Source organism: Aurantibrevibacter litoralis (genome assembly GCF_034651555.1).
Taxonomy (GTDB): domain Bacteria; phylum Bacteroidota; class Bacteroidia; order Flavobacteriales; family Flavobacteriaceae; genus Aurantibrevibacter; species Aurantibrevibacter litoralis.
Window position 1 is genome coordinate 12780 of record NZ_JAYEEQ010000024.1, and the last position, 24344, is coordinate 37123.

A 24344-nucleotide genomic window follows, 5' to 3' on the forward strand; every position below is an offset into this window, starting at 1 on the left:
ATTACTTATAAACCGCTCCGTAAGGTCTCCCATGGCCCTGAAATGGCCAGCGTGAGGCCTTCTTCCTGGATGTTTACAAAGAGATATTTCCCGCTGGGTGAAAAGCAAGCACCGGCCAATTCTGACTTAGAAAAAATGTTTCGGGCTATGGTATAGGCTTTGCCATTGGGCGTAATGCCTCGAATATAGGCGTCGGGATGATCTTCGCACAGAATAACGTCTCCCCATGGGGCAATAGTGAGGTTATCGCAATTTTTCAAGGTATCAAAATCATCAGATTCAGCAAACAGAACCAATTTGCCTGGAGCATTGTCCTCTGCATCAGTGCCTTCATTTGGCGAAGGAATGTATTTAAAAACTTGTCCCAAATTTTTCTTGCCACCATTGGTGCATGCAAAGTATATTTCGTTATTGCCATACCACATGCCTTCTCCACGCGCAAAAACAGCTGCACCTTGGTTGCGCCCTCTAAGTCGGAGGTCATTTTTAGGAGCTTCTACATCATCAAGCGTAATCCATTCTACCTCCAAGGAATCGCCAATGGATAGTGTTTTATCTTCCCAGTTTCGGGTGTCAAAGCCCCATTGATCTTTAATTTTTAGTGCTTGCAAGATGCCGCCATCGGCTAATTTTTCTTTGGTTTTGGGAATAAATCGATAAATAAGTCCATCTCCGGCGTCTTCGGTTTGGTACACAAATCCGGACTTGGGATTCACACTTACGGCCTCATGGTTAAATCTACCCATCGCCTTTAAGGGAATGGGCTTTGTAATATTGTTGGCCTTAGCAGAAATCTCAAAATTATAGCCGTGCTCGGTTTCGTTGTCGGCCATTTTAGGTGTCACATCTTCTTCGCAGCTAATCCAAGTCCCCCAAGGCGTTATTCCACCGGCACAGTTTCTGTTGGTTCCTGCCAAGCTTAAAAATTGTGTTTCTACCTTTCCGGTATGCTCGTTAAATACAAGCGTGGTGGTGCCTCCTAAACTTGGATTTGTACCGTGTCCAAAATCAAAAAAATACCCTTTAGGTAGTTTGTTTGCAAGTTTATTACGTTTTCCAAAGGCGCTGTTTTTAGTGTCATTGGGACTTATTTCATGGTTGCGAATAATGATTGTTTTTCCATTGATATGAAATGCTCCCATACCATCTGCCCGTCCGGGGACATGCAATCCGTCGGCCATTTTCTGACCCATTTCGGAAATGACTTCGACCTTAAATCCGGCAGGAATTTCTAACCATTTGTTTTGGGCGGATAGGGTAGCGGCTATTATTTTTTCCGGATTAAAAAGATATAGCGATAGGCCGTAAAAGCCGGCGGAAGCCGCTAGAGACTGTTGTAAAAATTGTTTTCTCGAAATAGAATCCATGCTTTTGTGAAATTTAATTATGCTTCTAGAGACGTTGAATTACCCATACGCAATAGTTTCAATATATTTTTTGTCGTAAAAATAGATCAAAGTAGAAACCGGTGCTACTTTCGTTGTGCTTGATAATAGTAATTTAACCCAGTTATGAAAACCATTATGTGCGTGTCTGAGTCTTTTGTTTACCTGCCAGCTTAATGAGATAAAAGCCAATAAAACTTGCAGTGAGCGAAGCTATTAAAATTCCTATTTTAGCTTGTGCTACCAATTCCTTATCATCAAAAGCCAATTCGGAAATAAATAACGACATGGTGAACCCTATTGCGGCCAAAAAGGCGACGCCAAAAACATGAAGTTTATTCATGCCCTCCGGAAGTGTAGCCCATTTTAGTTTCAGCATTAAAAATACAAAACCGGTAACGCCCAAAACCTTGCCAAGGATTAAACCGGCGATAATGCCATAGGTAACAGGACTGTTTAGTTGATTTAAGAAATCTGAAGTTATGGCCACCCCGGCGTTGCTCAGGGCGAAAATAGGCATTATTATAAAGGCAACCACAGGGTGTAATCCGTGTTCTAAACGTTGTAATGGCGTAAGGGCTTTTTTGGAATACGTGCGAATATCTTGCAAAATATGCATCTGATCTTGGGTTACCGTGCTGTTGTCGTTAGGTGCTGTTTTTTTAAATTGATCTAATAGCAATTGCGCTTTTTCCGAAAAATACGTGTTCGATACCTTTACATTCGCAGGAATTGTAAAAGCGGCAATAACTGCAGCAATTGTGGCATGGACTCCAGACATTAGGAAAGCGAGCCACAGACCGCCAATACCGACTATACCATAAAATAGCGTGCTTCTTACCCCAATGAAATTTGCCGTTATAAGAATTGCAAAAAAAAGAGCACCAACGCCAAGGCTCATTAGGTTGATGTCTGAGGTATAAAAAAAGGCAATGACCAAAACGGCACCGATATCGTCGGCAATGGCAAGCGCTGTTAAAAATATTTTTAAGGAAGTAGGTACTTTACTACCAAGCAAATACAGTACACCCAAGGCAAAGGCGATATCTGTAGCCATGGCAATACCCCAGCCGTTAGAAGCTTGCCCTTCCGGATTAAAGAAAAGGTAAAGCAAGGCAGGAAAAACCATGCCTCCAAGTGCGGCAACTAATGGTAGAATGGCATTTTTGGGATTACTTAATTCGCCGGCAATAATTTCGCGTTTTAATTCCAGTCCCACTACAAAAAAGAATACAGCCATAAGACCGTCATTTATCCAATGATGCAGCGATTTGGATACCATATACTTACCAAAACCAATGGAGAAAGTATTTTCCCAAAAATGATGAAAGGCATTTGCCCAGGGCGAGTTGGTTAGGATTAAAGCTAAAAGAGCAGAGGAAAACAAGACGATGCCACTTGTAGTACTATTGCTCATAAAGTGCTTCATTGGATCTATGACCCAAACATCAATTGGTTGTTTTTTCATACGAAATTAGAACAAAAAAGGAATCGCCAAAGATAGTATTTACAAGGGCAAAAGCCAAGGGAATCGGAATGGTATTTAGGAATCTTATAGCATTTTAGTGTTCCTCAAAGTGATACAAATCGGCCAATTTATAAACCAAGGTATTCACAATTTGATCCTCGCTAACGCCGTTTTTAAACAGTTCTAATGCCGCTTCCTCATTTTCTGCTTTAAAAAAGTCGAGATCCCCAGATCGATTTTCACTAAAAATATTCCAAGATTTTAGGCCTTCTAACATAGCCTTGTGGGCATTGTATTTTCGGTTGATTAGGGCAAGCTGTCTTCTATAATCCTTGTCGTTTTTACGTCGTTTAGCAAGATCCGGATGGTTCCAATAGGCGTGCTCTTTTTGCAATTGTGCGTCTGCCTTTTCCGATTGGGAAATAATTTTAAAATAAGCTCGGGCTACGAGATCGTCATATGTTGCTAAAAATAGTGCTTTCCGCACACCACTTGCATCCAAACCTTCACGCACTACTACCATATCTGATGTGGAGCTATACAAATCGGCTTGTTGCTTGTCAGACACCGTATTTCTAGCCATCAGTGAGTTTTGCCATGCTTCAGATTTAATCAATTCCTTCCACAGCAAACTATATTCTTTTTGGTATTTTGATTTTGGGCTTATACAGCCGGTAAGGACAATAAGGCCTATCAAACAAAAGATAGTTTTAACGAGCAGGTGGTACTTTTTAGGCACAGGTAATAACATTAGTAAATCGATTATTTTAAAAATGGCTTACCAAGCAAAGCATGTTTACCTAAAAGGTTGAATTGTTGCCATCCCAAATTCTATGACGAAAAACAGCAAATACTGCCCCACATACACTTTTTGGGTAGTTTTTAGGGAATAAATGGATAAGAATGGGGATTCTAATCGTTAAATAACAGTACCGTAAAATGGCAGCATCGGTGTTTTTTAAAACTTTAGTACACCCACCTCCAATGAACGGTGATTCCCCAAAAATACAAATTATTTATAATTTTAATCCATTACGAAGGTAAAACCTGTAGTAATGATACTGGAGCTAAGGGTATTGCTCCTGTCGTAGGAATTGTATTTTACATCGATACTCTTTAGCCCCCATTTCCATAAGTGAAATTTAGCGAAAATATCGGTGTAATTAATGCCAAAGCCGTATTGATTGGCATTGTAATCGGAAAGGTCAAAATCTGAGGTATAAAACGTACTGCTCGATAAGTGCCCTTCAAAGGGGGCAAAATAATCGGCTGCAGTTTGTGTGTAATACCGGTAACTGGGGTATACTGTAAATTTTTGTCCAATTTTCACAGGGAGTTCCACACTTGCGGTATGGGCGCTTATGCCCCAATCGTCTGAATAATACCGGTAAAAGGTACGCAGCACAAACATTTCGTTAATGTAGTAATTAAGGCGCCCTCCGACTGCTACTTTAAATCGGGTATCGGGCAGGCGTTCTATATCATTGGCAAGTTGAAAATTTTCTATAAACGTATCTTCTACATCACTAAAATAAATGCGATGAAAGGGTGTGGAGAGTAATCCGTCTTGTGCTACCAAATCAACGGCCAACGATACCTGAAGTCTTTTAGAGAGAATCTGAGAAAACCCAAAGCCCAAGGCATAGGTATTACGCCCCTCGCTCCCAAATTCGGAAAATGCCTCCCTGAAATTAAGGTTGCCGGTTACTACAAAATCATTAATATCAAAGCCTTCACCTTCGTCTTCACTTCCCGGTGTGCCGGGTTGTCTAAATTCTATGGGGTATATGGCTTTCCAACTATCGATATACACATGACCATTAACACTAACTTCTGTATTTTTTTCATTAAAAAGTTTGGTGTAACTACCGCCTCCCCCAATGGAGAAGTAGTCGTATTCGTTAGCAACAGAAAGGGTGGCGGACCAAATATCGTTTCTATCGTCGGAGCTGTGGGTGTAGGTGCCTGAAACACTGGCCCACAGATCGCTTCTGGAGGAACCTGTGCTTTCTACAAAGGGGTCTGCCGGATTGCTACTGTCAAACGGGTCTATATTGCTGGAAGAAGCTGATGTGTAGGCAGAAATTCCCGCATCTATAGTAAGTACATCGTCGTCGGTTAGCGGAATCGCAACCACAAAAGTACTGGTAAAGTCGGTCAGTTCTTCGGTACCAAAACCTCCCGTTACTGCCGCATTATCGCCGTCTTGAGAATAATAGCTCGATAAAAAGTTGACCTCTGTGGTTTCTAAAACGCGCTTTTTATAACTCTCTACCGGTGTTTGTTGGCCATAGGTGGAACCGATAAAACATCCTACAAGGGCAACGTGTACTACCATCCAATTTTTCATGCGTTTCTTGCTTTAAAAGCGATTTGTAAATGTTTGCGTTAAAGAAGTATGAGCTCCTTTTTTTAAGTTTGGTTTGTATAGAGTCAATAATTTAATTACAGCCACAGCCGCCCCCGGTTTTGCCACCGTTTCCTCCGGAGGCTGCCTCGCGATACGAATGAAAGGTACTTATGTTTCTATCCGATAGTTTGTCTGACAATACCATATCGGGATCGTTAAGGTTTACTTTTTCGTATTCTTTTACAGCCAAACAGGATTGTAAACTAGATGCAATAGCACACAATACAAGGATTTTTTTTATCATAGCTTTTGAATTTTAATATTTTTTGATGTAAAAAGAGCACCATGTTCATCTACAATAATGCACTCTACTTGCGGTAATTGTTCTAATCTATTGATGCCGATTTCTTGGCCCATTACAAACACTGAAGTGGCCAAGGCATCTGCCAGTTCTGCACTAGGTGCAAAAACAGTTACACTTAGAATTCCGCTGGCCGGATAGCCTGTTCTGGGATCAATGATATGGGAATATCTTTTACCGTTAAAAGAGACGAATTTTTCGTAGTCTCCCGAAGTAACCACCGCACTGTTTGAAATTGGGAACAAGCCGTACGATTTAGTCTTATCCATCGGATTGGTAATAGCTACTTTCCATGCCTCGCCATTGGGTTGTTTTCCCCAAGTATTCATATCTCCTGACGCATTGATAATGCCGGCCGAAACTCCTTTTGCCATGAGTAGGGCTTTGGCCTTGTCCGCAGCATATCCTTTGCCGATGGCACCAAAACCTATTTTCATTCCTTGCAGTTTTAAAAATACCGTACTCTGGGTGGCGTCCATGACAATATTTTTGTAGCCTACTTTTTGAACAGATGCTTTTAGAGCTTCTTCTGAGGGCATTTCGGTCATACTTCCATCGTATTTCCATATTCGATCCATAGAGGCATAGCTGATATCGAAAGCGCCATCGGTAAGTCTCGAAATTCCGATGGAACGCGCTATCAAATCGAATAACTCCTTGTCAACTTTTACCGGTTTTAGACCTGCATTTCTATTAATTTCAGAGGTTTGCGATTTTTCGTCCCAAGAGGAAATCAACCGTTCTATTCTGGTTATTTCGGCTACGGCACTGTCTATATACGAATCTGCTTCTGCTTTAGTAGTCGCCACCACGGTAATATCGAACCTGCTTCCCATCAATTTTAACACCCGTTTGAAAGGCTGTTGGGCATTTATGGTAATAGTGAACCAAAGCAGTAATAGTGTGGTGATCGTATTTTTCAAGTACTAGGATTTAAAAGATTCAAGCAGCGCAATATATTCCTTAGGAGGCATTTTTTTATAACTGGTGCCTCCGAGTACTTTGCCTTGGCTATCTAGGATAACAACAAAAGGGAATATACCGTTTTTGTTATAGGTTTCGGCCAGTTGGGCGTTGGCTTTTACTTGTTCTTCGGGCAGTGCATTTTGTTTTTTACGAGGAAAATCGGCCTGTACCATAATATAATTTTTTCGGGCATAGGTCGTAAATTCGTCGGTGCTCCACACTTCTTTATTAAGTTTGATACAAGGCGCACACCAATCGGATCCTTGAAACACTAAGATGAGTTTTTTATTTTCGGAAGCGGCTTGTTGTTGGGCTTGCGTAAAGTTAGTTTTCCAATTTTGTGCTGTTATTCCTAAGGATACAAATAGGAAGCAAATCATCATTAAAAATCGTACGAGCATAGCTTGCTTTTTATATTAGTAACGCAAGGATACCAGTTTCATTACTAAAGTTGATAAAAATCAACGTTTTTGCAGGAGATCAACCTTTTTAGTAAAGATTGGTGATTTTTAATAAGCCTACAGCATCCTTTACATAAATACTCCGTCCTTCAACAGTTATGAGGCCTTCTTCCTTAAAGTCGTGAAGCATTCGTACCACAGATTCTTTTGTGGTGCCCACAATACTGGCAAAATCGTCTCTAGAAAAATGTATGCCTGAAGGTTCGGAGGTGTTTGTTTTGAATTTTTCATTTAGCACCAACGTAAAAATAGCCACACGCTCCCGCACCGTATGTTTTGCCAATATTTTAGAATAGGTGATGAACACATTAAATTCGTGCCCCAAACTTTTAAGTAAACGATGCGTTAGTAATTGCGAGTTGTCTAGCGCCAAAAGAAAATCTACTTTTGGAATAAAAATGAGGTCACAGGCGGTTAGGGCTATGGCGGTATCGTTATGGATTTCGTTGCTCAACAGGGCGTGATGGCCAAAGTATTCTCCGGCTTTACACAAGTAAAAAAGATGATCTAACCTAAAGTTGGTTTGTGTTATCTTCTTTATAAGACCTCTTTTTACCTGAAAAATACCTTCAGGGCTATCGCCCTCGTTAAAAATAACGGCACCCTCTTTAAAGGATAAATGCTGACGGTTTTTTTTATTTGAAGGGATAGTGGCGCCGGAAGTCCGTCTAACAAGCGTTCGTTTTCAAAATTGAATTTATGATACGGGAAGCTGGGAGTCATTATTGAGGTATTGAAAACTCAAAAATAAGATTTAAAATGGTTTTATGGCCTGATTTGAGTTTTACTGCAATTAACATTATATTTACATTGATTTTCAAAAGTGCCAAACAGGCTAGCGTGTTGTCGTTCTTGTTGTTGGTGGGTTTGGAAATTGGTTCAGCATGTCAAAACTTCCAGTACAACATCAATTTTTGGACCTCTCCGATTACGGAAGACCCATCGCCAAATATATTGCCAACACCCTTAAAAACACGGCCTTTACGCCCATACATCTCACTCTGAGTTTTGTTGTTTCTGGGATACTCGCTATGGTATGTATTTTATACGGTCAATATGGTGCCACTGCTTTTTTTCTATTGTTAAAATCGATTTTGGATGCTGCCGATGGCGAATTGGCACGCATTAAAAACACCCCTTCGTACACGGGACGTTATCTAGACTCCGTGGCCGACATTGTACTGAATTTATGTATTCTCTTAACCATTTTATCCGTTACAGATGGCTCTTTGCTCTATACCTTAATTGCCTTTTTTGGACTTCAACTGCAAGGCACTTTGTATAATTTTTATTATGTAATTCTCCGAAATAAATACAATGGTGATACCACAAGTCGCATTTTTGAAACAGGTGTTCCCCAAGCAATGAAAGGGGAAAAGCAGCGACATGTAAACATACTCTACGGCCTGTACAGCTTGTTTTATGGGCTGTTTGATAAAATTATTTATTTTTTTGATAAAAAAGCAGTGCATAGCCGATACCTGCCCAATTGGTTTATGACTTTTGTGTCTACCTTTGGGTTGGGCTTTCAATTGCTTATTATTGCACTTATGCTTGTTTTAAATCTCAAAGAATTTATAATTCCTTTTTTCATCGGTTACTCAGTATTCATCTTTGTGTTTATTGCCCTTCGCAGGATTATAAATGCCTAATGTGCTTGGTATAAGAGACGTACAATAAGAAATTTTGAACTTTTATACGGTTAATCCTTTATCCCCAATTTTCCTAATAGAGTATCCATAAGACACCATTTTGTCATCGATGATTGAAGCAGATTGGCGCCTACAAAGGCGGTAAACCACAACCAATTTTGATGTACGTAAATGGATAATGCAAGACTAATAAGTATAAAACTTCCTGCAATGCCGCGAACTATTCTGTTTTTCATCTGTTAATTTTTATTTGGTTTTTAAATGTCAGATAGACTTTGCCGATCCATATCTTCGGTTGGTATCACCTTTCATGGCATGGCTCATTTTATCTGTTTTTATATACCTGTTTTTAATTTAAGTTAGACGTTGTTTCCTATTTTTAGAAGCGATTGGGGCTTATGTTTCTTGTTCCGGATACTGCTTCCGCATAATCAGATAATACACCAGCGGCACGACCAATAGCGTGAGAAAGGTTGAACCAATTGTTCCGCCCATTAGTGAGATCGCCAGTCCCTGAAAAATGGGGTCAAACAGGATGACAAAGGCACCGATTACAACCGTTCCTGCGGTGAGCAGAATAGGTGTGGTACGCACGGCTCCGGCTTCCAGAATGGCTTGCTTTAGGGGAATGCCATCTTCCAGTCGTAGGTTGACAAAGTCAATGAGCAGGACGGAGTTTCGCACCATAATTCCTGCCAAAGCAATCATCCCAATAAAGGAAGTAGCGGTAAAGAAAGCGCCCAACAACCAATGGCCAATTACAATGCCTATCATCGATAACGGAATGGCAACCATCATCACCACAGGAGCTTTAAAGTTTTGAAACCAGCCCACAATGAGCATATAGATAATCACAATCACCCCCAGAAAGGCAATCCCTAAATCGCGGAAGACTTCGAGGGTAATTTGCCATTCACCGTCCCATTTTACGGTATAATCATCTTCGTGAAAGGGCTGACCCATATAAAGTTCATTCATCGAGTACCCTTCCGGTAACGGAATTTGCTTTAATTTTTCTTCCATTCCCAAAATGGCATACACGGGGCTTTCCAATGTGCCCGCCATATCGGCAAGGACATAGACCACACGCTTTTGATTTTTGCGGTAAATGCTTTTCGGAACGGTACTTTCGTTAATACTTACCAAGTCGCCCACAGAAACCATAGTCCCTTGTTGGGAAGCAATTTCAATCTGTGCAATGGCTTCGGGGCTGGCCTTTTCTTGTTCGTCCAGTGCCAGCAGGATGCCCACACGCTCAGTGGCGTTTTCGTCATACAAATGGGTGACGGCACGGTCGCCCAAAGCCATATTTAAGGTGTGAACAATTTGTTGTGGGGCAATTCCGTAACGCATCGCTTTTTCACGGTCGATATCATAGACAAATTCGGTTTGGTCTGCTTCCACCATCCAGTCAATGTCCACCACATCGGTAGTGTTGTGTAAAATGCTTTGTACGGAATCTGCCACGCGTATTTGCTCTTCGTAATCAGGCCCGTAAATCTCCGCCACAATGGTACTCAACACGGGGGGTCCCGGTGGGACTTCTACCAGCTTGACGTTGGCGCCATATTTTGATGCAATTTTCTGAATATCGGGACGCAGCAATTTGGCGATGTCGTGACTTTGCAGTTTTCGGTCGCTTTTGTCTTTAATGTTTACCTGAATATCCGCCGTGTTGGAAGCGCCTCTTAAATCGTAATGACGCACCAGACCATTGAACGTTATGGGTGCCGAAGTACCCACATAGGCTTGATAGTTCACCACTTCGGTTCTGCCGGAAAGGTATTGGGCAATTTCCTGAGTGACTACATTAGTGCGCTCCAGCGTAGTGCCTTCGGGCATATCGATGACCACCTGAAACTCGTTTTTGTTATCAAACGGCAACATTTTTACCAAAACAGATTCCGTAAAGAACATCGCTACAGAACCCAAAAGCAATAGCGTTGTAATCCCCAGTGCCACCCAGCGCTTAAAGGGGTTGTCCAGTAAGGGTCGTTCAAACCTGCTGTAGATTTTATAGATGCGGGTGTCTTCAATTTCGATGGGTTTTTCCACTTCGCCATCCGCGTTCTTTTTATCTTTTTCGCGTAAGAAAATATAACCCAGATAAGGTGTGATGGTTAGGGCGACAATCAAAGAAAGAATCATTGCAATGGAAGCGCCAATCGGCATCGGACTCATATAAGGTCCCATCAATCCGCTAACAAACGCCATCGGTAATACGGAAGCTATGACCGTAAAAGTAGCTAATATGGTTGGGTTCCCCACTTCGTTGATGGCGTAGAGGGCGGCCTGTTTAAACGGCAGGCGTTTCATCTTAAAGTGGCGGTGCATATTTTCGGCTATGATGATAGAATCGTCCACCACAATACCGGTAACAAATACCAAGGCAAACAAAGTAATTCTGTTGAGCGTATAGTCCAGTAAATAGTAACTTAGCAACGTCAACGCAAAGGTCACGGGCACTGAAAGAAAAACGACCAGTCCGCCACGCCAGCCCATTGCCAGCATCACAACGATGGTTACTGCAATAATGGCGCCGAGCAGGTGCAACAGCAGTTCGCCCACTTTTTGGGAAGCCGTTTCGCCATAGTTTCGGGTGACGTCCACGTGAACATCATCGGGAATGATGGTAGTGCGCAGGTGTGCTACTTTTTCCAGAATAATATCTGAAAGTTTCATCGCATCGGCGCCTTTGCGTTTAGCAATAGAAAGGGTCACAGCCGGGTATTCTGACGGAAAATCTTCCGCCAGATGGGGATGTGCCCGGCCATAACCAAAACTAACATATTCTTTTGAAAGCTCAGGCCCGTCTAGCACATGAGCAATTTGTTTTAAATAGACAGGATGGTTTTGAGCGGTGCCAACAATCAGGTTTTCCACATCATCCAGGGTTTGTAAAAAGCTCCCGGTATTCACTTTAAACTCGGTATCGTTTCGGTTAAACGCCCCAGAGGTCATTTGGACATTGTTGGCTTTTATTTTTTCGGCGACACCCAGCATATCTACGCCGGCCACAGCCATTTTGTTTTTGTCTAAAACCACGCGAATTTCTCGACTGCGACCTCCAATTCGGTTTGTGGAGGCGACATCGGTTATTTTTCTTATTTCGTGGTTCACCTCATTGGCGATTTGGCGCAATTGGTAATCGTCATACGTTTCGCTCCAAAATGTAAGACCCAGCATAGGCACATCGTCTATAGAACGGGTTTTTACCAGTGGTGGCGTAACACCTTCCGGCATCTCGTCCATATGCTTCATCAACTCGTTGTAAAGTTTTACATAGGAACGCTCGATGTCTTCACCCACATAAAACTGCACGATAATCATTCCTTGTTCCTGCATCGAGGTGGAATAGACATACTCCACCCCTTTGATGTTAGACACCATTTTTTCGATGGGTTTAATGACCCGTGACTCCACTTCCAGCGGACTCGCCCCGGGATATCCGATAAAGATATCGGCCATAGGCACGTCTATCTGAGGCTCCTCTTCTCGTGGTATTAAAAAAGAACTGTACACCCCAATGACCATAAACACAACCATCAAGAGGATGGTGAGCTTGGAGTCTATAAATAATTTGGCAATTTTGCCGGCTAAACCTTCTTTCATTTTTCTATAAATTGTTTTCGCTTGTAGCGAAAAGCTTATTGTTTAAATCAACACTTCATATTTCACACAAAGTCCTCAAAGAAGCTCGCTAAGAGCAAAAAGTTTCAGTCTTAATCCATCTTTTACTTCGTATTTCAATTTTCGTTGTCTGTTGAGGTTGATGGTTGACCGTTGTCCGTTGTCCGTAAAATTGTTTCATTGATACATTTTCAAATCGTTGATGGTTGTTGGTTGTCGGTTGATGGTTGTCAGTTGACAGTTGACAGTTGTTGGTTTTACTTCCTACTCTGTACTATGTACTTCGTATTTCTATCTTCTAACTTCATACTTTGTACTTCGTACTTCTTACTTTGTTCTTCGTATTTCTATCTTCTAACTTCATACTTTGTACTTTGTACTTCGTACTTTTCACCTCTAACTTCGTACTTCTAACTTCTAATTTTGTACTTCCACTTTCGCTCCATTGTAAAGTTTACCTTCCGCTTCCACGATAATTGCTTCTTCTGCATTCAACCCGGAGAGCACTTCTACTTCGTTGCCAAAGTTTCTTCCCAGACGCAACCAGCGCAACATGGCGGTGCCTTGCTGACTTAAAGTATAGACGCCGCGCAAGTCACCTTGTGTAACAATGGCTTCCTGTGGCACGGTTACGAGTTGTGGGGTGTTTTCATTTTGTGTAACCGGAAACTGCACCGTGGCGTACATTCCTGATTTCAGAGCGTCGTTTTTTTCTAAAACTACTTTTATGGGATATTGTCCGCCGGTTGTGGATGAGGAACTGCTCACTTCAGTGACTTTTCCGGAGATAGTTTTTTCAATGGCATTGATATGTACTGTAACGGTTGCTCCCGATTTTATATGGCTGATGGTCCCTTCCGGCACTGTGGCACGCACTTCAAAGTTGCCGGGGGCTTCGATGGCGAGAAGCGGCATACCGGGATTGGCCATGGCGCCTGCTTCTATAAATCTGTTGGTTACCACTCCACTAAATGGGGCGGTTATGTTAGTGTAGGCAAACTGAGCATCTACTTCTGCTTTCATCGCTTTGGCAGATTCGAGGCGGGCTTTGGCCATTTCATAGTTGGCGGTCATATCGTCCAGTTCCTTTTGTGAAGCGCTGTTTTGTGCAAACAAGGCCGTAAAACGTTCAAAGTCTCTTTTTGCATTGTTGAACGCTACCTGTGCTTCGTTAATACCGGCATTGACTTGTGCTCGCTTGGCTTGCAAGTCGCTGTTGTTGATGGAAATCAAAAGTTGTCCTTGAGAAACCTTGTCACCAATAGTCACGTGAACACGGTTCACAAAACCCATCATGCGGGTGCTTAGCGTGGCATTGTTGACTGCCACGACCTCTCCGCTCACGCCGAGATTGTTGCCTGAGCTTGCTGCCGGGGCTTTGGTGTTGACCTGTATGGGTGTTTGGCTGTCTGTTGCCGTTTCTTTTTCTGAGTTGCCACAGCTGCTTAAAAGTGCTGCGGTAAGGACTATTGTGCTAAGTATCGTTGTTTTCATTTTCTATTGTTTATCCTTTCCCTCTCCGGTCACTTAGCGGAGTCGAAGTGTGGAGAGGGGGTAGAGGTTTTTTAATTATTTAATCTCCTTTGGTTAAAAATTCCAGATACGCTTTCGCGAAATTGTATTCAAAAACGGTTTGAAAGTATTCCAGTTGTTTTTGGGCATATTGATTTTCACTTTGTAATAATTCGGTGGTTTTTTCAAGACCTTGTTCAAAGCGGTTGGTGCGAATGCGCAAGGCTTCCTCCGATTGTTCAACAGCAAGTTCAGTAAGCTGTAACTTGTTTTCGGCATCGTCCAATATCCTTTGGGCTTTGTGTAGTTCCAGATGGCTCTGAGACAGGTATTGCTCATATTGGAGTTTGGATTTTTCCAATTCAGACCTGCTTTTTTTGGTCTTTCCATAGCGTTTTGTTCCTTCGAGCACGGTCCAGGTCAATTGTGCGCCTACCACGTAGCTGTTAGCACTGCCCTGAAATGCTTTCCTGTCAAATAAATCATAGCTTCCAAACGCATTAAGACGAGGTAAAAAAGCCATTTTATCTGCCCTATACTGCGCTTCATAGGCCTCTTTGGACAGCTGCATCGCCTTAATATCAGGACGTTCGGACAATGATGATCCTTCCAATTCTTGCGTCATGGTGTTAAGGTTTAAACTGTCTGCCGGAACATACTGGGAACTAGTTTGATCATTCATTAAATAAGCCAGATACTCTGAAGTGTTTTTAATGTGGCTGTGTCCTTGTTGTAGCTGGCTTTGTACCTCAGTTACTCTAACATCCATTGATAATACGTCGGCTCGTTGCAGGTATCCTTGTGTAAATTGATCGTCAGCCAATTTTCGGTTGGCTTTAGCTGCTTCTAATACCCGCTCCAAAACATGCACGGTCTTATAAGCCAATTGCAGTTGCATATAGCTTTTTTCTGCTTCTAGAGTCAAATAATCCCGTGTTCGCTCTGTGTGCAATGCCATGGCGTCCATCTTGTTTTTGGCCGCCTTTCTTTGGTAGATTCCATCAACATTGAATAGTGGCTGTTGGATTTGAAACGAAGTAGTGAAATTTTCAATACTACCGGGATTAGTAAGACTGCTAATGGCGAAGTCATTTTCTGAAAACACCCCTTGATTTAGTTTAGAGCCAAAAGCCATGACCGGATTGTTGGTGCTAATACCCGTATGAGCCACCGAAATGGTAGGCAGGAATAGGGCATTGGTTTGTGAATGATCTGCTTTTGCTTGGGTAAAATTTTCTTGAGCAATTTTAATGGCATTGTTCTTTTCGGTTACCTTTTCAAGTACTTCAGCCTTGGTTATCGCAATCGGGTTTTGGGGGTACTGGGCACCCATATAAAGTAGCTGTAAGAATAGCAGGGCACTGAGGGCTGTTTTCATAACACTTTTAGTTAATGCTGCAAAAGTAGGGTGGGAAACATATGCCGGTCAGTAACCTATGTTACCCAACAAGAAAATAGGTTTTTAAAACGACCATAAATTTTTCATGATAGAACTTCAGCAGGCGAAATTAACCCCATCAAATGGTTCAGATCTGAAAATAGATTTTTAAAATCCATGATATAAGTCATGAATATCAGTAGTTCTACTAGGTAATTTTGACCCATTATTCACTTTAAAATTATGATTTATGAAACAGTATATTTTAGGTTTAATTTTTATTACCCTTTTTCCTTTCTCAGTACTTGCGCAACAAGATCCCTCACCGAAGGCAACAGATTTTAGTAAATGGCAGGTGCGTTTACGAGGTTTGGTTATTACCCCGGATGAAAGTGCCGACATTGAAGCTATTGGTGGCGATGTAGCGATTGAAACCGCTGTGGTTCCTGAACTTGACTTTACGTATTTTATTACTAAAAACTGGGCTTTAGAACTTATTCTGGCTACCTCTAATCATGATGTTAAGGCGGTAAATACTGCTGCGGGGACTATAGAATTGGGCGATGTATGGTTATTACCCCCAACACTTACCGTGCAATATCACTTTACAGGGGGTGTGCTAAAGCCCTATTTGGGAGCAGGTCTAAATTATACCATTTTTTACGGTGCAGATGAGGGTCCCGTGGCAGACGATGTGGAGTATGACAATAGTGTGGGTATTGCGTTTCAGGCGGGGGTGGACTTTAACTTAAGTGACCGCTGGTTTTTGAACCTCGATATTAAAAAGATATTTATCAATACCGATGCTACCGTAAATGCCACAACTGCATTGGGAGCTACTGTAGGTGCCGATGTAGATATTGATCCTTTGGTGCTAGGTTTTGGGGTAGGGTATAGGTTCTAGATCTATTACCTAAAGGTAAAAGGATCCGGAAAGTTGCTATCGAATCTACTTTCCGGATGCTTTGTTTGTAGCCAACACAAGGGAGGCTACGGATGACAGGCTTTTACACGGTAACCATTAAAGGTCTAAAATCGTAAGATGGTTTCGATGCAATTCTATTTTGCCCAATTGCTCCAATTTTTTAAGCAATCTAGAAATAACGACTCGTGAGGTGTGCAGATCGTAGGCTATTTCCTGATGGGTGTTGTATAGCGTCTTGCCATCATTTATCCGTGCTTTTTCTTTGAGATAGGTTGCAAGTCGTTCATCCATCCTGTTAAAAGCAATGCTGTCCAAGGTGGTCAATAGTTCGTTTAATCGATCGTGATAACTGGAAAAAACAAAATTACGCCAGGATTTATAGTGTGCCGTCCACTCTTCCATTTTATGTATGGGTACCATAATTACTTTGGTATCTGTTTCTGCTATGGCACGTATTTCACTTTTGGATTGTCCCATACAACAGCTTAACGTCATGGAGCAGGTTTCGCCGCGTTCTAGATAATAAAGCAACAGTTCATTACCATCCTTGTCTTCTCTCAAAATTTTTATTGCCCCGGAGATCAGCAGGGGCATGCTTTTAATATATTGTCCTATTTCCATTAGCGTATACCCTTCCGGAATTTCTTTATACGTGGCTACTTTGACTATTTCCGCTATAAGGGCATCTTCAAAAATAGATCCGTAGGTCTGCTGTAGCTCTTTAATCATGATGGTCATTTTAAGATGAAAAAAGGACTATACCTAATGGTTTAACTAAGGTTGCAATACCCATAATTTTGTTTCATTAAATTTGATGTAGATAGGGATGCAACCACGGATCTCGGTATGCTCTTTGTAAAAGGCGTGTGGCTTCCGGATCGTTAGGTATTATTTTTAATTTCGGGTCGTAGACCAAAGGCCTTTGGGTGTTCATAGACATGTTGGCAAGGATACAGCTTGCCGTAGAGATATGCCCTTCTTCTATATCCGCAACCGGACGTGTACCTTTATCAATGGCTGCCAAAAAATCGAGCATATGGAGTCGGGTAGCGGGTGCCGCATTCAATTCGATATCCTTTTCGGTAAGATCCTCAGGATATTTTTCTTTTTCATACACCACATCCATATGTATTTTTTTGCCATCGCCATAAGGGATAAAATCATATTGCATAGTGCTGCCGCTTAAAGTACCTTTTTCCCCGAATAATTTAAACGACCAAGGATATTCAGGATCTGCGGGGGCACCCCAGCTTCGGTGTTGCCATACGCAATTGAGATCCTCGTATTCAAACAGGGCAGTTTGGGTATCGGCGATATTCGATTTTCCGTCTTTTTGTACATAGATACCTCCGGTAGAGGAAATTCGATTGGGCCAGCCCAATTGCAACATCCAACGAACCGTATCTAACATATGCACACACATATCGCCCATAATTCCGTTGCCGTACTCGTTAAAGGTACGCCACCATCTTTTATGGGGTAAGCCGTCATAAGGTCTTAGTGGTGCAGGTCCTGTCCATAAGTCGTAATCTAAAAAGTCGGGTACCGGTTCTTCAGGCGGATTGCCATTGGCACGCATATGGTAATAACAACACATTTCTACATGGGAAATTTTACCCAAGAGCCCCGCATCTACAATATTTTTTTTGGCATGGATCAGGTGTGGCGTGCTCTTTCGCTGCGTGCCCACTTGCACCACTCTTTGGTATTTTCGGGCTGCGGCTACCATGGCCTCACCTTCTAGTACATCAACACTTATCGGTTTTTGTACATACACATGGGCACCGGCCTTCATAGCTTCAATGGCTTGTAAGGCATGCCAATGATCCGGAGTGCCAATGAGTACAATGTCCAAATCTTTTTCGGCCAGCATTTTTCTGTAATCGGTGTACGTTCTCGGTTGCCTACCCGATTTTTGACGTTGACTTACAAGCACAGCGGCTTTCGAGAGCAGATTCGCATCTACATCGCACAGCGAAACAACGTCTACATGAGCTACTTGGATCAGCCTGAAAAGATCGTTTTTACCATACCAGCCAGTGCCAATTAAGCCCACACGCCAGGGTTTATCGCGGTAGAGTAACTCCAATCCATAGGCACCAAAAGAGGATAATACCAAGGAAGCCGTGGCTCCTTTCATGAAATTTCGTCGATTAATAGTGAAGATTTTGGTATCCATGTGTAGCGGTACAAATTTAGTATTGATATTAAAATTGAAAGCGTTATTTGTAACTATATGATACTGCGTTGCGCATCAAGTTTGGTTAAATATATGAAAACCCTTAGGGAATCGGTAATTTTTTTTAGCCTACACGTGTTTTCATTCTTGTCTGGGATTATTTAAAAAAAAATTAACTAGTTTTCCTGTAAATATATAGACCTTTGATCCCAAACGGATCAGCATAATTTTCTTGTGAAAAATATCAAAAAATATAGATCGAATATTTCCATGAAGTTTAGTTTTATAATTATTTATTGTTTTCTACTATTTCAGGGGTGTAGTAGTGTACAGTCGCAATTAATTGATGGGGAGTTAGAAATTACGTCCAAAGAAACATACAGTTACTATTTGTATTATCCTGAGGAGTATGAAACCCAACCCGATGAAAAGTTTCCTTTGTTACTTTTTTTACACGGTGGCGGAGAATCCGGTGATAGTTTAGTAACCGTTAAGAGGAACGGCCCCCCGGGATTAATTGCCAAGGGAAAGCAGTTTCCATTTTTAATTTTGGCACCGCAAAACCCCGACAAAAAGAAATGGTGGAATACAAGAGCGGTTGCTCAGCTTTTAGACACCATTGTGGCATCGAACAGAGTAGACCCCAGCAGAATTTACCTTACCGGTTTGAGTCGAGGCGGTGCGGGGGCTTGGGAGATGGCCGTACAATATCCTGATAGATTTGCGGCATTAGCAGTTGTTTGTGGTATGGCACCCTTACCGTATGCGTCCTGGATCGATAAAAAAATGCCTATTTGGGTATTTCATGGCGATAAGGATGAATCTATTCCAATATCCGAATCTATAGATATGGTGGCCAAGTTGAAGGAAATGGGATACAATGTACAATTTACCATGTATAAAGGAGTAGGGCATAATTCATGGGAACGGGCCTATGCCACCGAAGAATTGTATCGGTGGTTTGTACGGCAAAAACGGATGGATGTTGAAAGTGCGGAATTTTAATTTTTAAATCAAAAACGGGACTTCATGGCTACCCCATCACTTTTAGAATCGAACTATTTAAACATGAGAAGCATTCTATGTTTTATTTTTGGGCTATGGGCGGTCGCAGGTGCAGAAGCTAAAATCGCTTTACCTTCTATTTTTTCGGAACATATGGTGTTGCAGCGCAATACGGAGGTCACGATTTGGGGTTGGGGACATCCGGGGGAGGAAATTACCCTTTATACAAGTTGGAATGGAAAAGAATACGCCTTTAAAACCTCGGTAGGGGCAAAATGGGAGATCGCCGTAGAAACCCCTGAGGCAGGCGGTCCTTTTTTTCTGCTCGTACGAGGAAATTCCAATGAGATAAAACTTCAAAATATACTTATTGGAGAGGTGTGGTTGTGTTCAGGACAGTCCAATATGGAGTGGAGTGCCAATAGCGGTATCGATAATGCCGCAGATGAAATTACACAGGCAAATTATCCAAATATCCGTTTTTTTAGTGTAGATAAAAGGGCATCGGACGGGACACAGGATGATTTTTCGGGCACTTGGGAAGTATGTACGCCAGATACGATGCAAGACTTTAGTGCCATTGCCTATTTTTTTGCCAGAAAAATTCAATCCGATTTGGGTATTCCTATTGGTTTAATTGATGCCTCTTGGGGCGCATCAAGTGCAGAAGTGTGGACGCCTGCTCGGGTTTTTGAGGAACATGATGCGCTAAAAGAAGCAGCGCAGCGCATTGAAGAAAACCCTTGGGTAACTAACAAACCGTCTACTTTATTTAATGCCATGATTCACCCCATTACCTCCTTTAAGATAGCCGGAACGTTATGGTATCAAGGAGAATCGAACACGGCAAATGCGGATACCTATCAAAAATTATTTTCGGAAATGATCGCTGCGTGGCGATCGGCTTGGGGGTACGATTTCCCTTTTTATTTTGTACAAATCGCCCCGTATTCGTATAATAAACCAGAGCAAGGTGTTTTGGTGCGCGATGCACAACGTAGAAGTCTGGAAGTACCGAACACAGGAATGGTCGTGGTAAGCGATATTTGTACGGTAGACGATATTCATCCCAGAAATAAAAAAGATGTAGGCTTACGACTGGCGAATATGGCATTAGTTCAGCAGTATAGAACCAACGAAAATAAAGTGATTTCGGGCCCTTTGTTTAAAGATATGGAAATTTATAAAGATAAAATCATTGTGCGATTCCACTATGCGCAGGGTTTATATGCAAAAGGCCCTATCTTGACCCATTTTGAAATTGCAGGAGAAGATGGTGTATTTTTTCCTGCCAAGGCCGTACTTAAAGAGGATCAAGTTTGGGTTTCTTCCAATGAGGTGAAGCATCCTAAACATGTGCGTTTTGCATGGCATAATACCGCCATCCCAAATCTTTTTAATTCAGCAGGGCTACCTGCATCTAGTTTTAGGTCTGGTTTGTAAAGGCAATGATTTTTAAGGCGACGGGAATCCGGCTTTTAGAAATCTTCCAAGTTTAGAATTCGCTGTCCATCCCTAATATTAAAAATGGTCACTTTTTGGGCATTCTCAGGAATGTTAAGACTAAAGGAATGTTGACTGAGATACCCGGAGCCATGATAAAATTCTTCTTTATAGGTCTTGCCGTTAGGTAGCGCCACTAGTGCATAAACATCACCTGCTTGCAGACGAACAGTACGCCCATTGGTTTTAAGGCCATAGAATTGCAAAGCGCCATTATTATTGCTCACCAAGAAGCCTTGATGATTCGGTGTGCTGATGTGGGCAATGCTCCGAGCATCTCCGTCGGCGTAAAATCCACTTGTTTTGTGCTGCAAAGATGTAAAGCTAAGATCTGCTGAACCCAATAGTACGGTGCCAATTGAACCGTCAAGAAATCCACTCAATGTTTCCGTATCCCTTCTGTTTCCTGCGAGCAACACATCAGGATAGGTGTCATTGTTTATGTCCTTTATAATACTGCCATACACCGGTGCCATTTGAGCCTCGGCAGGTAAATTTTTAAAGGTAAATGTACCATCACCCCTATTTTCAATCAAAATAGACTCTAGAATAACTACTTTTTTGCTCAGCGTACCTTCTAAATCTTTTTTATCCAACAACTGGTCAAATGTGACCTGTGCGTAGTCTTTGTACGATGGATATCTTAGCTTTAAGGCATTAATTTGAGTAATAAGCGCATCTCTTGCTGCAAGAGGATAATTTACCCCATTGATATAGTAAGATAGTAGGGGGTCTAAACTGCCATTGTTGTCAAAATCTTTTGACAGCACGCCAACCGGTTCTTGAGCCGAAGCTTTAAGTTCCATGTTGGCACCCATATTTCCTATGATATAGTCAATATCTCCATCCAAATCAAAGTCACCCCCTGAAATACTGTTCCAAAAACCAAAAAGCCCACTTATACCCGTTGTAGTCGTTACATTTTTAAAATGATTTCCTTCATTTCGGAAGAAACTAATTTCCATCCATTCGCCCACTACGATCAGATCTATGTTACCATCATTGTTAAAATCGGTCCAAAGCGCCGAAGTGACCATACCAATAGTTTCCAAGTCTTCTGCTATTTCAGAGGTTACATCTGTAAAATTTCCATTGTCATTCCGAAGAATATAACTTCTTCCTGAAACGCTGTATTTTTTGGGCACTAATCGCGCACCTACAAAGATGTCCATATCGCCATCGCCATCAAAATCCGCTGCAACCACTGTACCGGAAGATGAAGTTATTTTCGGAATTTTTAGGGAATTTTTGAAGCTTCCATTGGCTTCTTGGTAATACAGCCTGTCCTGATATGGTTCTGATCGTTCAATAAATTCATTACCGCCACTGGCTACATATACATCCAAGCGCCCATCGCCATTGAAATCGGCCAAAACGCAACCTAATTCTTCATATAACCAAGATTCCGGCAGAAATACCCCCTTTGAAAAGCTACCGTCTAGATGCTGTTTCCAAATAAAGGTGGTGTCGTTAACTGCTGTCGTCATTAGAAAATCGTCTAAGCCATCATGGTCTACATCACCAACAGCCAGTCCTGGTCCTTCTCTAGATAGCATTTTTAAAAGTAGCGGTTGATCCTGAAAATCGACATAATTATTTTCGGTATGAACTACCATTGCCGTAAGACCAGATAAATCATTTAGTAACGGATCCTTGTGGGAAAGCTGTTGTTTAGGCATTTCCACTGCCTCAGTATATGAAAGTGTGAGTGTTTGATTGCTATTCACATTTTTAATAGACTGCTTTTTACCATCGGGCCAGATGACATGTAAGCTATCTATAAGGGCATTATTTCCCAATCCAAAATGGAGTAATGGCTCTACGGAAGACACGTATCCCCGAATGGGATGTTGAGCGTTTTTCTGTAACATTCCATTATGGTACAGGATTACTTCGGTAGCTATACCGAAGCGATTGCCTTCTGGACCCTTAAGGGCAATTTTGATAAATTGAGCCTCTTCCGGACTTTGTTCTACAGTATTGTTTTTGTAGATAAACGCTTTTTCGTTAATGTTGTTGGTTACGAGATCTAAATCTCCGTCCATATCCAAATCCACATAAACGGCACCGTTAGACATACTGGGTATTTCGTCAGTCCAATTTTTAGAAACATTTTCAAACGAAAGGTTGCCTGAATTTTTGAAAAAATAATTGGGGAGGTTTATACGAGGGAGTTGCTGCATACTGGCATAGGCTAATTCGTCCACAGCATCTTTGTTGTCCATTGGTTTTCTGGATCTTTCCGAATAATTGGTATAGTCAAGATCAGTAATGTCTCGGCCGTAGCCATTACTAATAAATAGATCCTTATGGCCATCGTTGTCTAAATCTGCAAACAAAGGTGCCCAACTCCAATCGGTTTTGTGTATCCCAGCCATTCGTCCTATCTCCGAAAAATTATGGTCTGCAGTACGCATCTGCAAAGTATTACGAACAAACTGCGGAAAATAATCCAGAAAAAAGCGCATGCTTTGATTGGTGTAGCTCATAGCCATGGTCATTGTTTTTAAATGCTCATTAGATTCCGGAAGCATGTCTACCTGCACCAGATCCTCTTGGCCATCGTTATTGAAATCTGCAACATCCATACCCATACCATTGTAGGAAGTTTGCGTAAAATACCGCTTTAAGCTTTCTGTAAAGGTGCCATCCCCATTGTTTAACCAAAGCAAATCATTGGTAATAAAATCATTGGAGCAATAAATATCGGGCCAAGAATCTCCATTAACATCAAAAATGCTTACTCCCAATCCATAACCTTCTATCACAATTCCCGCCTCTTCCGAAACATTGGTAAAGGTATGATCTCCATTATTTTTGTAGAGTCGGTCTGTGCTAATACCCTGTCCTTTATTTTTAATTTTTCGGATGTTATTGTGATTAAATTCCTCAATACCGTTGGTCAGAATATACACATCCAAATCGCCATCTTTGTCATAATCAAAGAATACGGCTTGTGTGCTGTAACCGTTATCATTAAGACCATATGACGAGGCTTTTTCTTCAAAAGTAGCATCACCCTTATTAATAAATAATAAGTTTTCACCCGATTTTGTGCCATTTCGGTCGGCCATACATACATAGATATCCAGATAGCCATCCGCATTAATATCTACCACACTAACGCCTGTCGCCCATCCGTCTGTTGTAATTCCACTTTTTTCAGTAATATCATCAAAGGTCATATTTCCTAGATTCCTATATAGCTTTGAAGGTGATTGATTTCCGGAAAAAAAAAGGTCGGGTAATCCATCATTATCAAAATCACCCACGCCGATACCGGCACCATTATACATATAGATGTAGTTAACAGGATTAAGTTCAGGAGTTTCCGTTATGGTGTTTGAAAATTGTATTCCTGTTTCATCGGAGGACAGCAATTCAAACTTTTTGGCGCCCTCTTTTTGGATGCAATTAGTGAGCAATACAAGAAGTGCTATAAAACATAAACGATTCAAAATAGGGGTGTTAAGTGAAATCATTGTTTGATGTTAAGATAAATAAAGATACACAAATACCATCCTAATATCTAGGATAATAAGTGCTAATTTGTTACCTTTTTTGGTTAT

Annotated in this window: 19 protein-coding genes; 4 read left to right on the plus strand and 15 right to left on the minus strand. The window is 41.6% G+C overall.

The genetic code is table 11. The features are described from left to right. Nucleotides 1-5: 5 nt before the first annotated feature. The 8 genes from U1E44_RS15090 to U1E44_RS15125 all read right to left on the minus strand — a co-directional run bounded on the left by U1E44_RS15090 (nt 6) and on the right by U1E44_RS15125 (nt 7640). The gene (locus tag U1E44_RS15090) at nt 6-1367 is read right to left on the minus strand and encodes an alkaline phosphatase PhoX (RefSeq protein WP_322931941.1); all 1362 of its coding nucleotides are present in this window, start codon (nt 1365-1367) and stop codon (nt 6-8) included. A 154-nt stretch (nt 1368-1521) separates the two neighbouring features. Continuing rightward, the gene (gene nhaA / locus U1E44_RS15095) at nt 1522-2853 is read right to left on the minus strand and encodes a Na+/H+ antiporter NhaA (RefSeq protein WP_322931942.1); all 1332 of its coding nucleotides are present in this window, start codon (nt 2851-2853) and stop codon (nt 1522-1524) included. Nucleotides 2854-2947: 94 nt separating this feature from the next. Then, entirely contained in the window at nt 2948-3550 is a 603-nt protein-coding gene (locus U1E44_RS15100; RefSeq protein ID WP_322931943.1) for a hypothetical protein, read from the minus strand. Nucleotides 3551-3877: 327 nt separating this feature from the next. Further along, nucleotides 3878-5203, minus strand: coding sequence for a DUF3570 domain-containing protein (locus tag U1E44_RS15105; RefSeq protein ID WP_322931944.1), 1326 nt, complete (start codon nt 5201-5203; stop codon nt 3878-3880). A 91-nt stretch (nt 5204-5294) separates the two neighbouring features. After that, complete coding sequence (locus U1E44_RS15110) at nt 5295-5507, minus strand: DUF4266 domain-containing protein (protein ID WP_322931945.1); 213 nt, start codon at nt 5505-5507, stop codon at nt 5295-5297. Continuing rightward, complete coding sequence (locus tag U1E44_RS15115) at nt 5504-6487, minus strand: FAD:protein FMN transferase (protein WP_322931946.1); 984 nt, start codon at nt 6485-6487, stop codon at nt 5504-5506. The genes U1E44_RS15110 and U1E44_RS15115 overlap by 4 nt, the downstream gene beginning before the upstream one ends. A gap of 3 nt (nt 6488-6490) precedes the next feature. After that, a complete protein-coding gene (locus U1E44_RS15120) occupies nt 6491-6931 on the minus strand; it encodes a thioredoxin family protein (RefSeq protein WP_322931947.1) in 441 nt (146 codons plus the stop codon). An 88-nt stretch (nt 6932-7019) separates the two neighbouring features. Then, nucleotides 7020-7640 carry a Crp/Fnr family transcriptional regulator gene (locus tag U1E44_RS15125; RefSeq protein ID WP_322931962.1) on the minus strand — a complete coding sequence of 207 codons (621 nt, stop codon included), beginning with the start codon at nt 7638-7640 and terminating at the stop codon, nt 7020-7022. 235 nt (nt 7641-7875) lie between these two features. Here U1E44_RS15125 and U1E44_RS15130 point away from each other — a divergent pair, with 235 nt between their 5' ends. After that, nucleotides 7876-8643 carry a CDP-alcohol phosphatidyltransferase family protein gene (locus tag U1E44_RS15130; protein ID WP_322931948.1) on the plus strand — a complete coding sequence of 256 codons (768 nt, stop codon included), beginning with the start codon at nt 7876-7878 and terminating at the stop codon, nt 8641-8643. A 50-nt stretch (nt 8644-8693) separates the two neighbouring features. Here the strand turns inward: U1E44_RS15130 and U1E44_RS15135 are convergent, their stop codons facing one another. The 4 genes from U1E44_RS15135 to U1E44_RS15150 form a co-directional block, all read right to left on the minus strand. Next, on the minus strand, nt 8694-8879 hold the full coding sequence (locus tag U1E44_RS15135) for a YgaP family membrane protein (protein WP_322931949.1): 186 nt from the start codon (nt 8877-8879) through the stop codon (nt 8694-8696). A 160-nt stretch (nt 8880-9039) separates the two neighbouring features. Continuing rightward, nucleotides 9040-12255 (minus strand): efflux RND transporter permease subunit, encoded by a 3216-nt coding sequence (locus U1E44_RS15140; RefSeq protein WP_322931950.1) that lies wholly within the window; start codon nt 12253-12255, stop codon nt 9040-9042. 435 nt (nt 12256-12690) lie between these two features. Next, on the minus strand, nt 12691-13767 hold the full coding sequence (locus U1E44_RS15145; protein ID WP_322931951.1) for an efflux RND transporter periplasmic adaptor subunit: 1077 nt from the start codon (nt 13765-13767) through the stop codon (nt 12691-12693). 79 nt (nt 13768-13846) lie between these two features. Continuing rightward, a complete protein-coding gene (locus U1E44_RS15150; protein WP_322931952.1) occupies nt 13847-15163 on the minus strand; it encodes a TolC family protein in 1317 nt (438 codons plus the stop codon). Between the two features lie 250 nt (nt 15164-15413). Between U1E44_RS15150 and U1E44_RS15155 the strand changes: the two genes are divergently transcribed. After that, nucleotides 15414-16067 carry an OmpW/AlkL family protein gene (locus U1E44_RS15155; protein ID WP_322931953.1) on the plus strand — a complete coding sequence of 218 codons (654 nt, stop codon included), beginning with the start codon at nt 15414-15416 and terminating at the stop codon, nt 16065-16067. 117 nt (nt 16068-16184) lie between these two features. On the opposite strand, the gene U1E44_RS15160 is transcribed toward U1E44_RS15155, so the two are convergent. Then, complete coding sequence (locus U1E44_RS15160) at nt 16185-16817, minus strand: Crp/Fnr family transcriptional regulator (RefSeq protein ID WP_322931954.1); 633 nt, start codon at nt 16815-16817, stop codon at nt 16185-16187. 76 nt (nt 16818-16893) lie between these two features. After that, a complete protein-coding gene (locus U1E44_RS15165) occupies nt 16894-18267 on the minus strand; it encodes a Gfo/Idh/MocA family protein (RefSeq protein ID WP_322931955.1) in 1374 nt (457 codons plus the stop codon). 270 nt (nt 18268-18537) lie between these two features. Between U1E44_RS15165 and U1E44_RS15170 the strand changes: the two genes are divergently transcribed. Together U1E44_RS15170 and U1E44_RS15175 are read left to right on the plus strand one after the other, a co-directional pair. Continuing rightward, nucleotides 18538-19272, plus strand: a complete 735-nt coding sequence (locus U1E44_RS15170; RefSeq protein WP_322931956.1) for a carboxylesterase family protein — start codon at nt 18538-18540, stop codon at nt 19270-19272. Between the two features lie 24 nt (nt 19273-19296). Beyond that, nucleotides 19297-20715, plus strand: coding sequence for a sialate O-acetylesterase (locus U1E44_RS15175; RefSeq protein ID WP_322931957.1), 1419 nt, complete (start codon nt 19297-19299; stop codon nt 20713-20715). A 35-nt stretch (nt 20716-20750) separates the two neighbouring features. On the opposite strand, the gene U1E44_RS15180 is transcribed toward U1E44_RS15175, so the two are convergent. Beyond that, a complete protein-coding gene (locus U1E44_RS15180) occupies nt 20751-24257 on the minus strand; it encodes a VCBS repeat-containing protein (protein WP_322931958.1) in 3507 nt (1168 codons plus the stop codon). Nucleotides 24258-24344 lie beyond the last annotated feature (87 nt).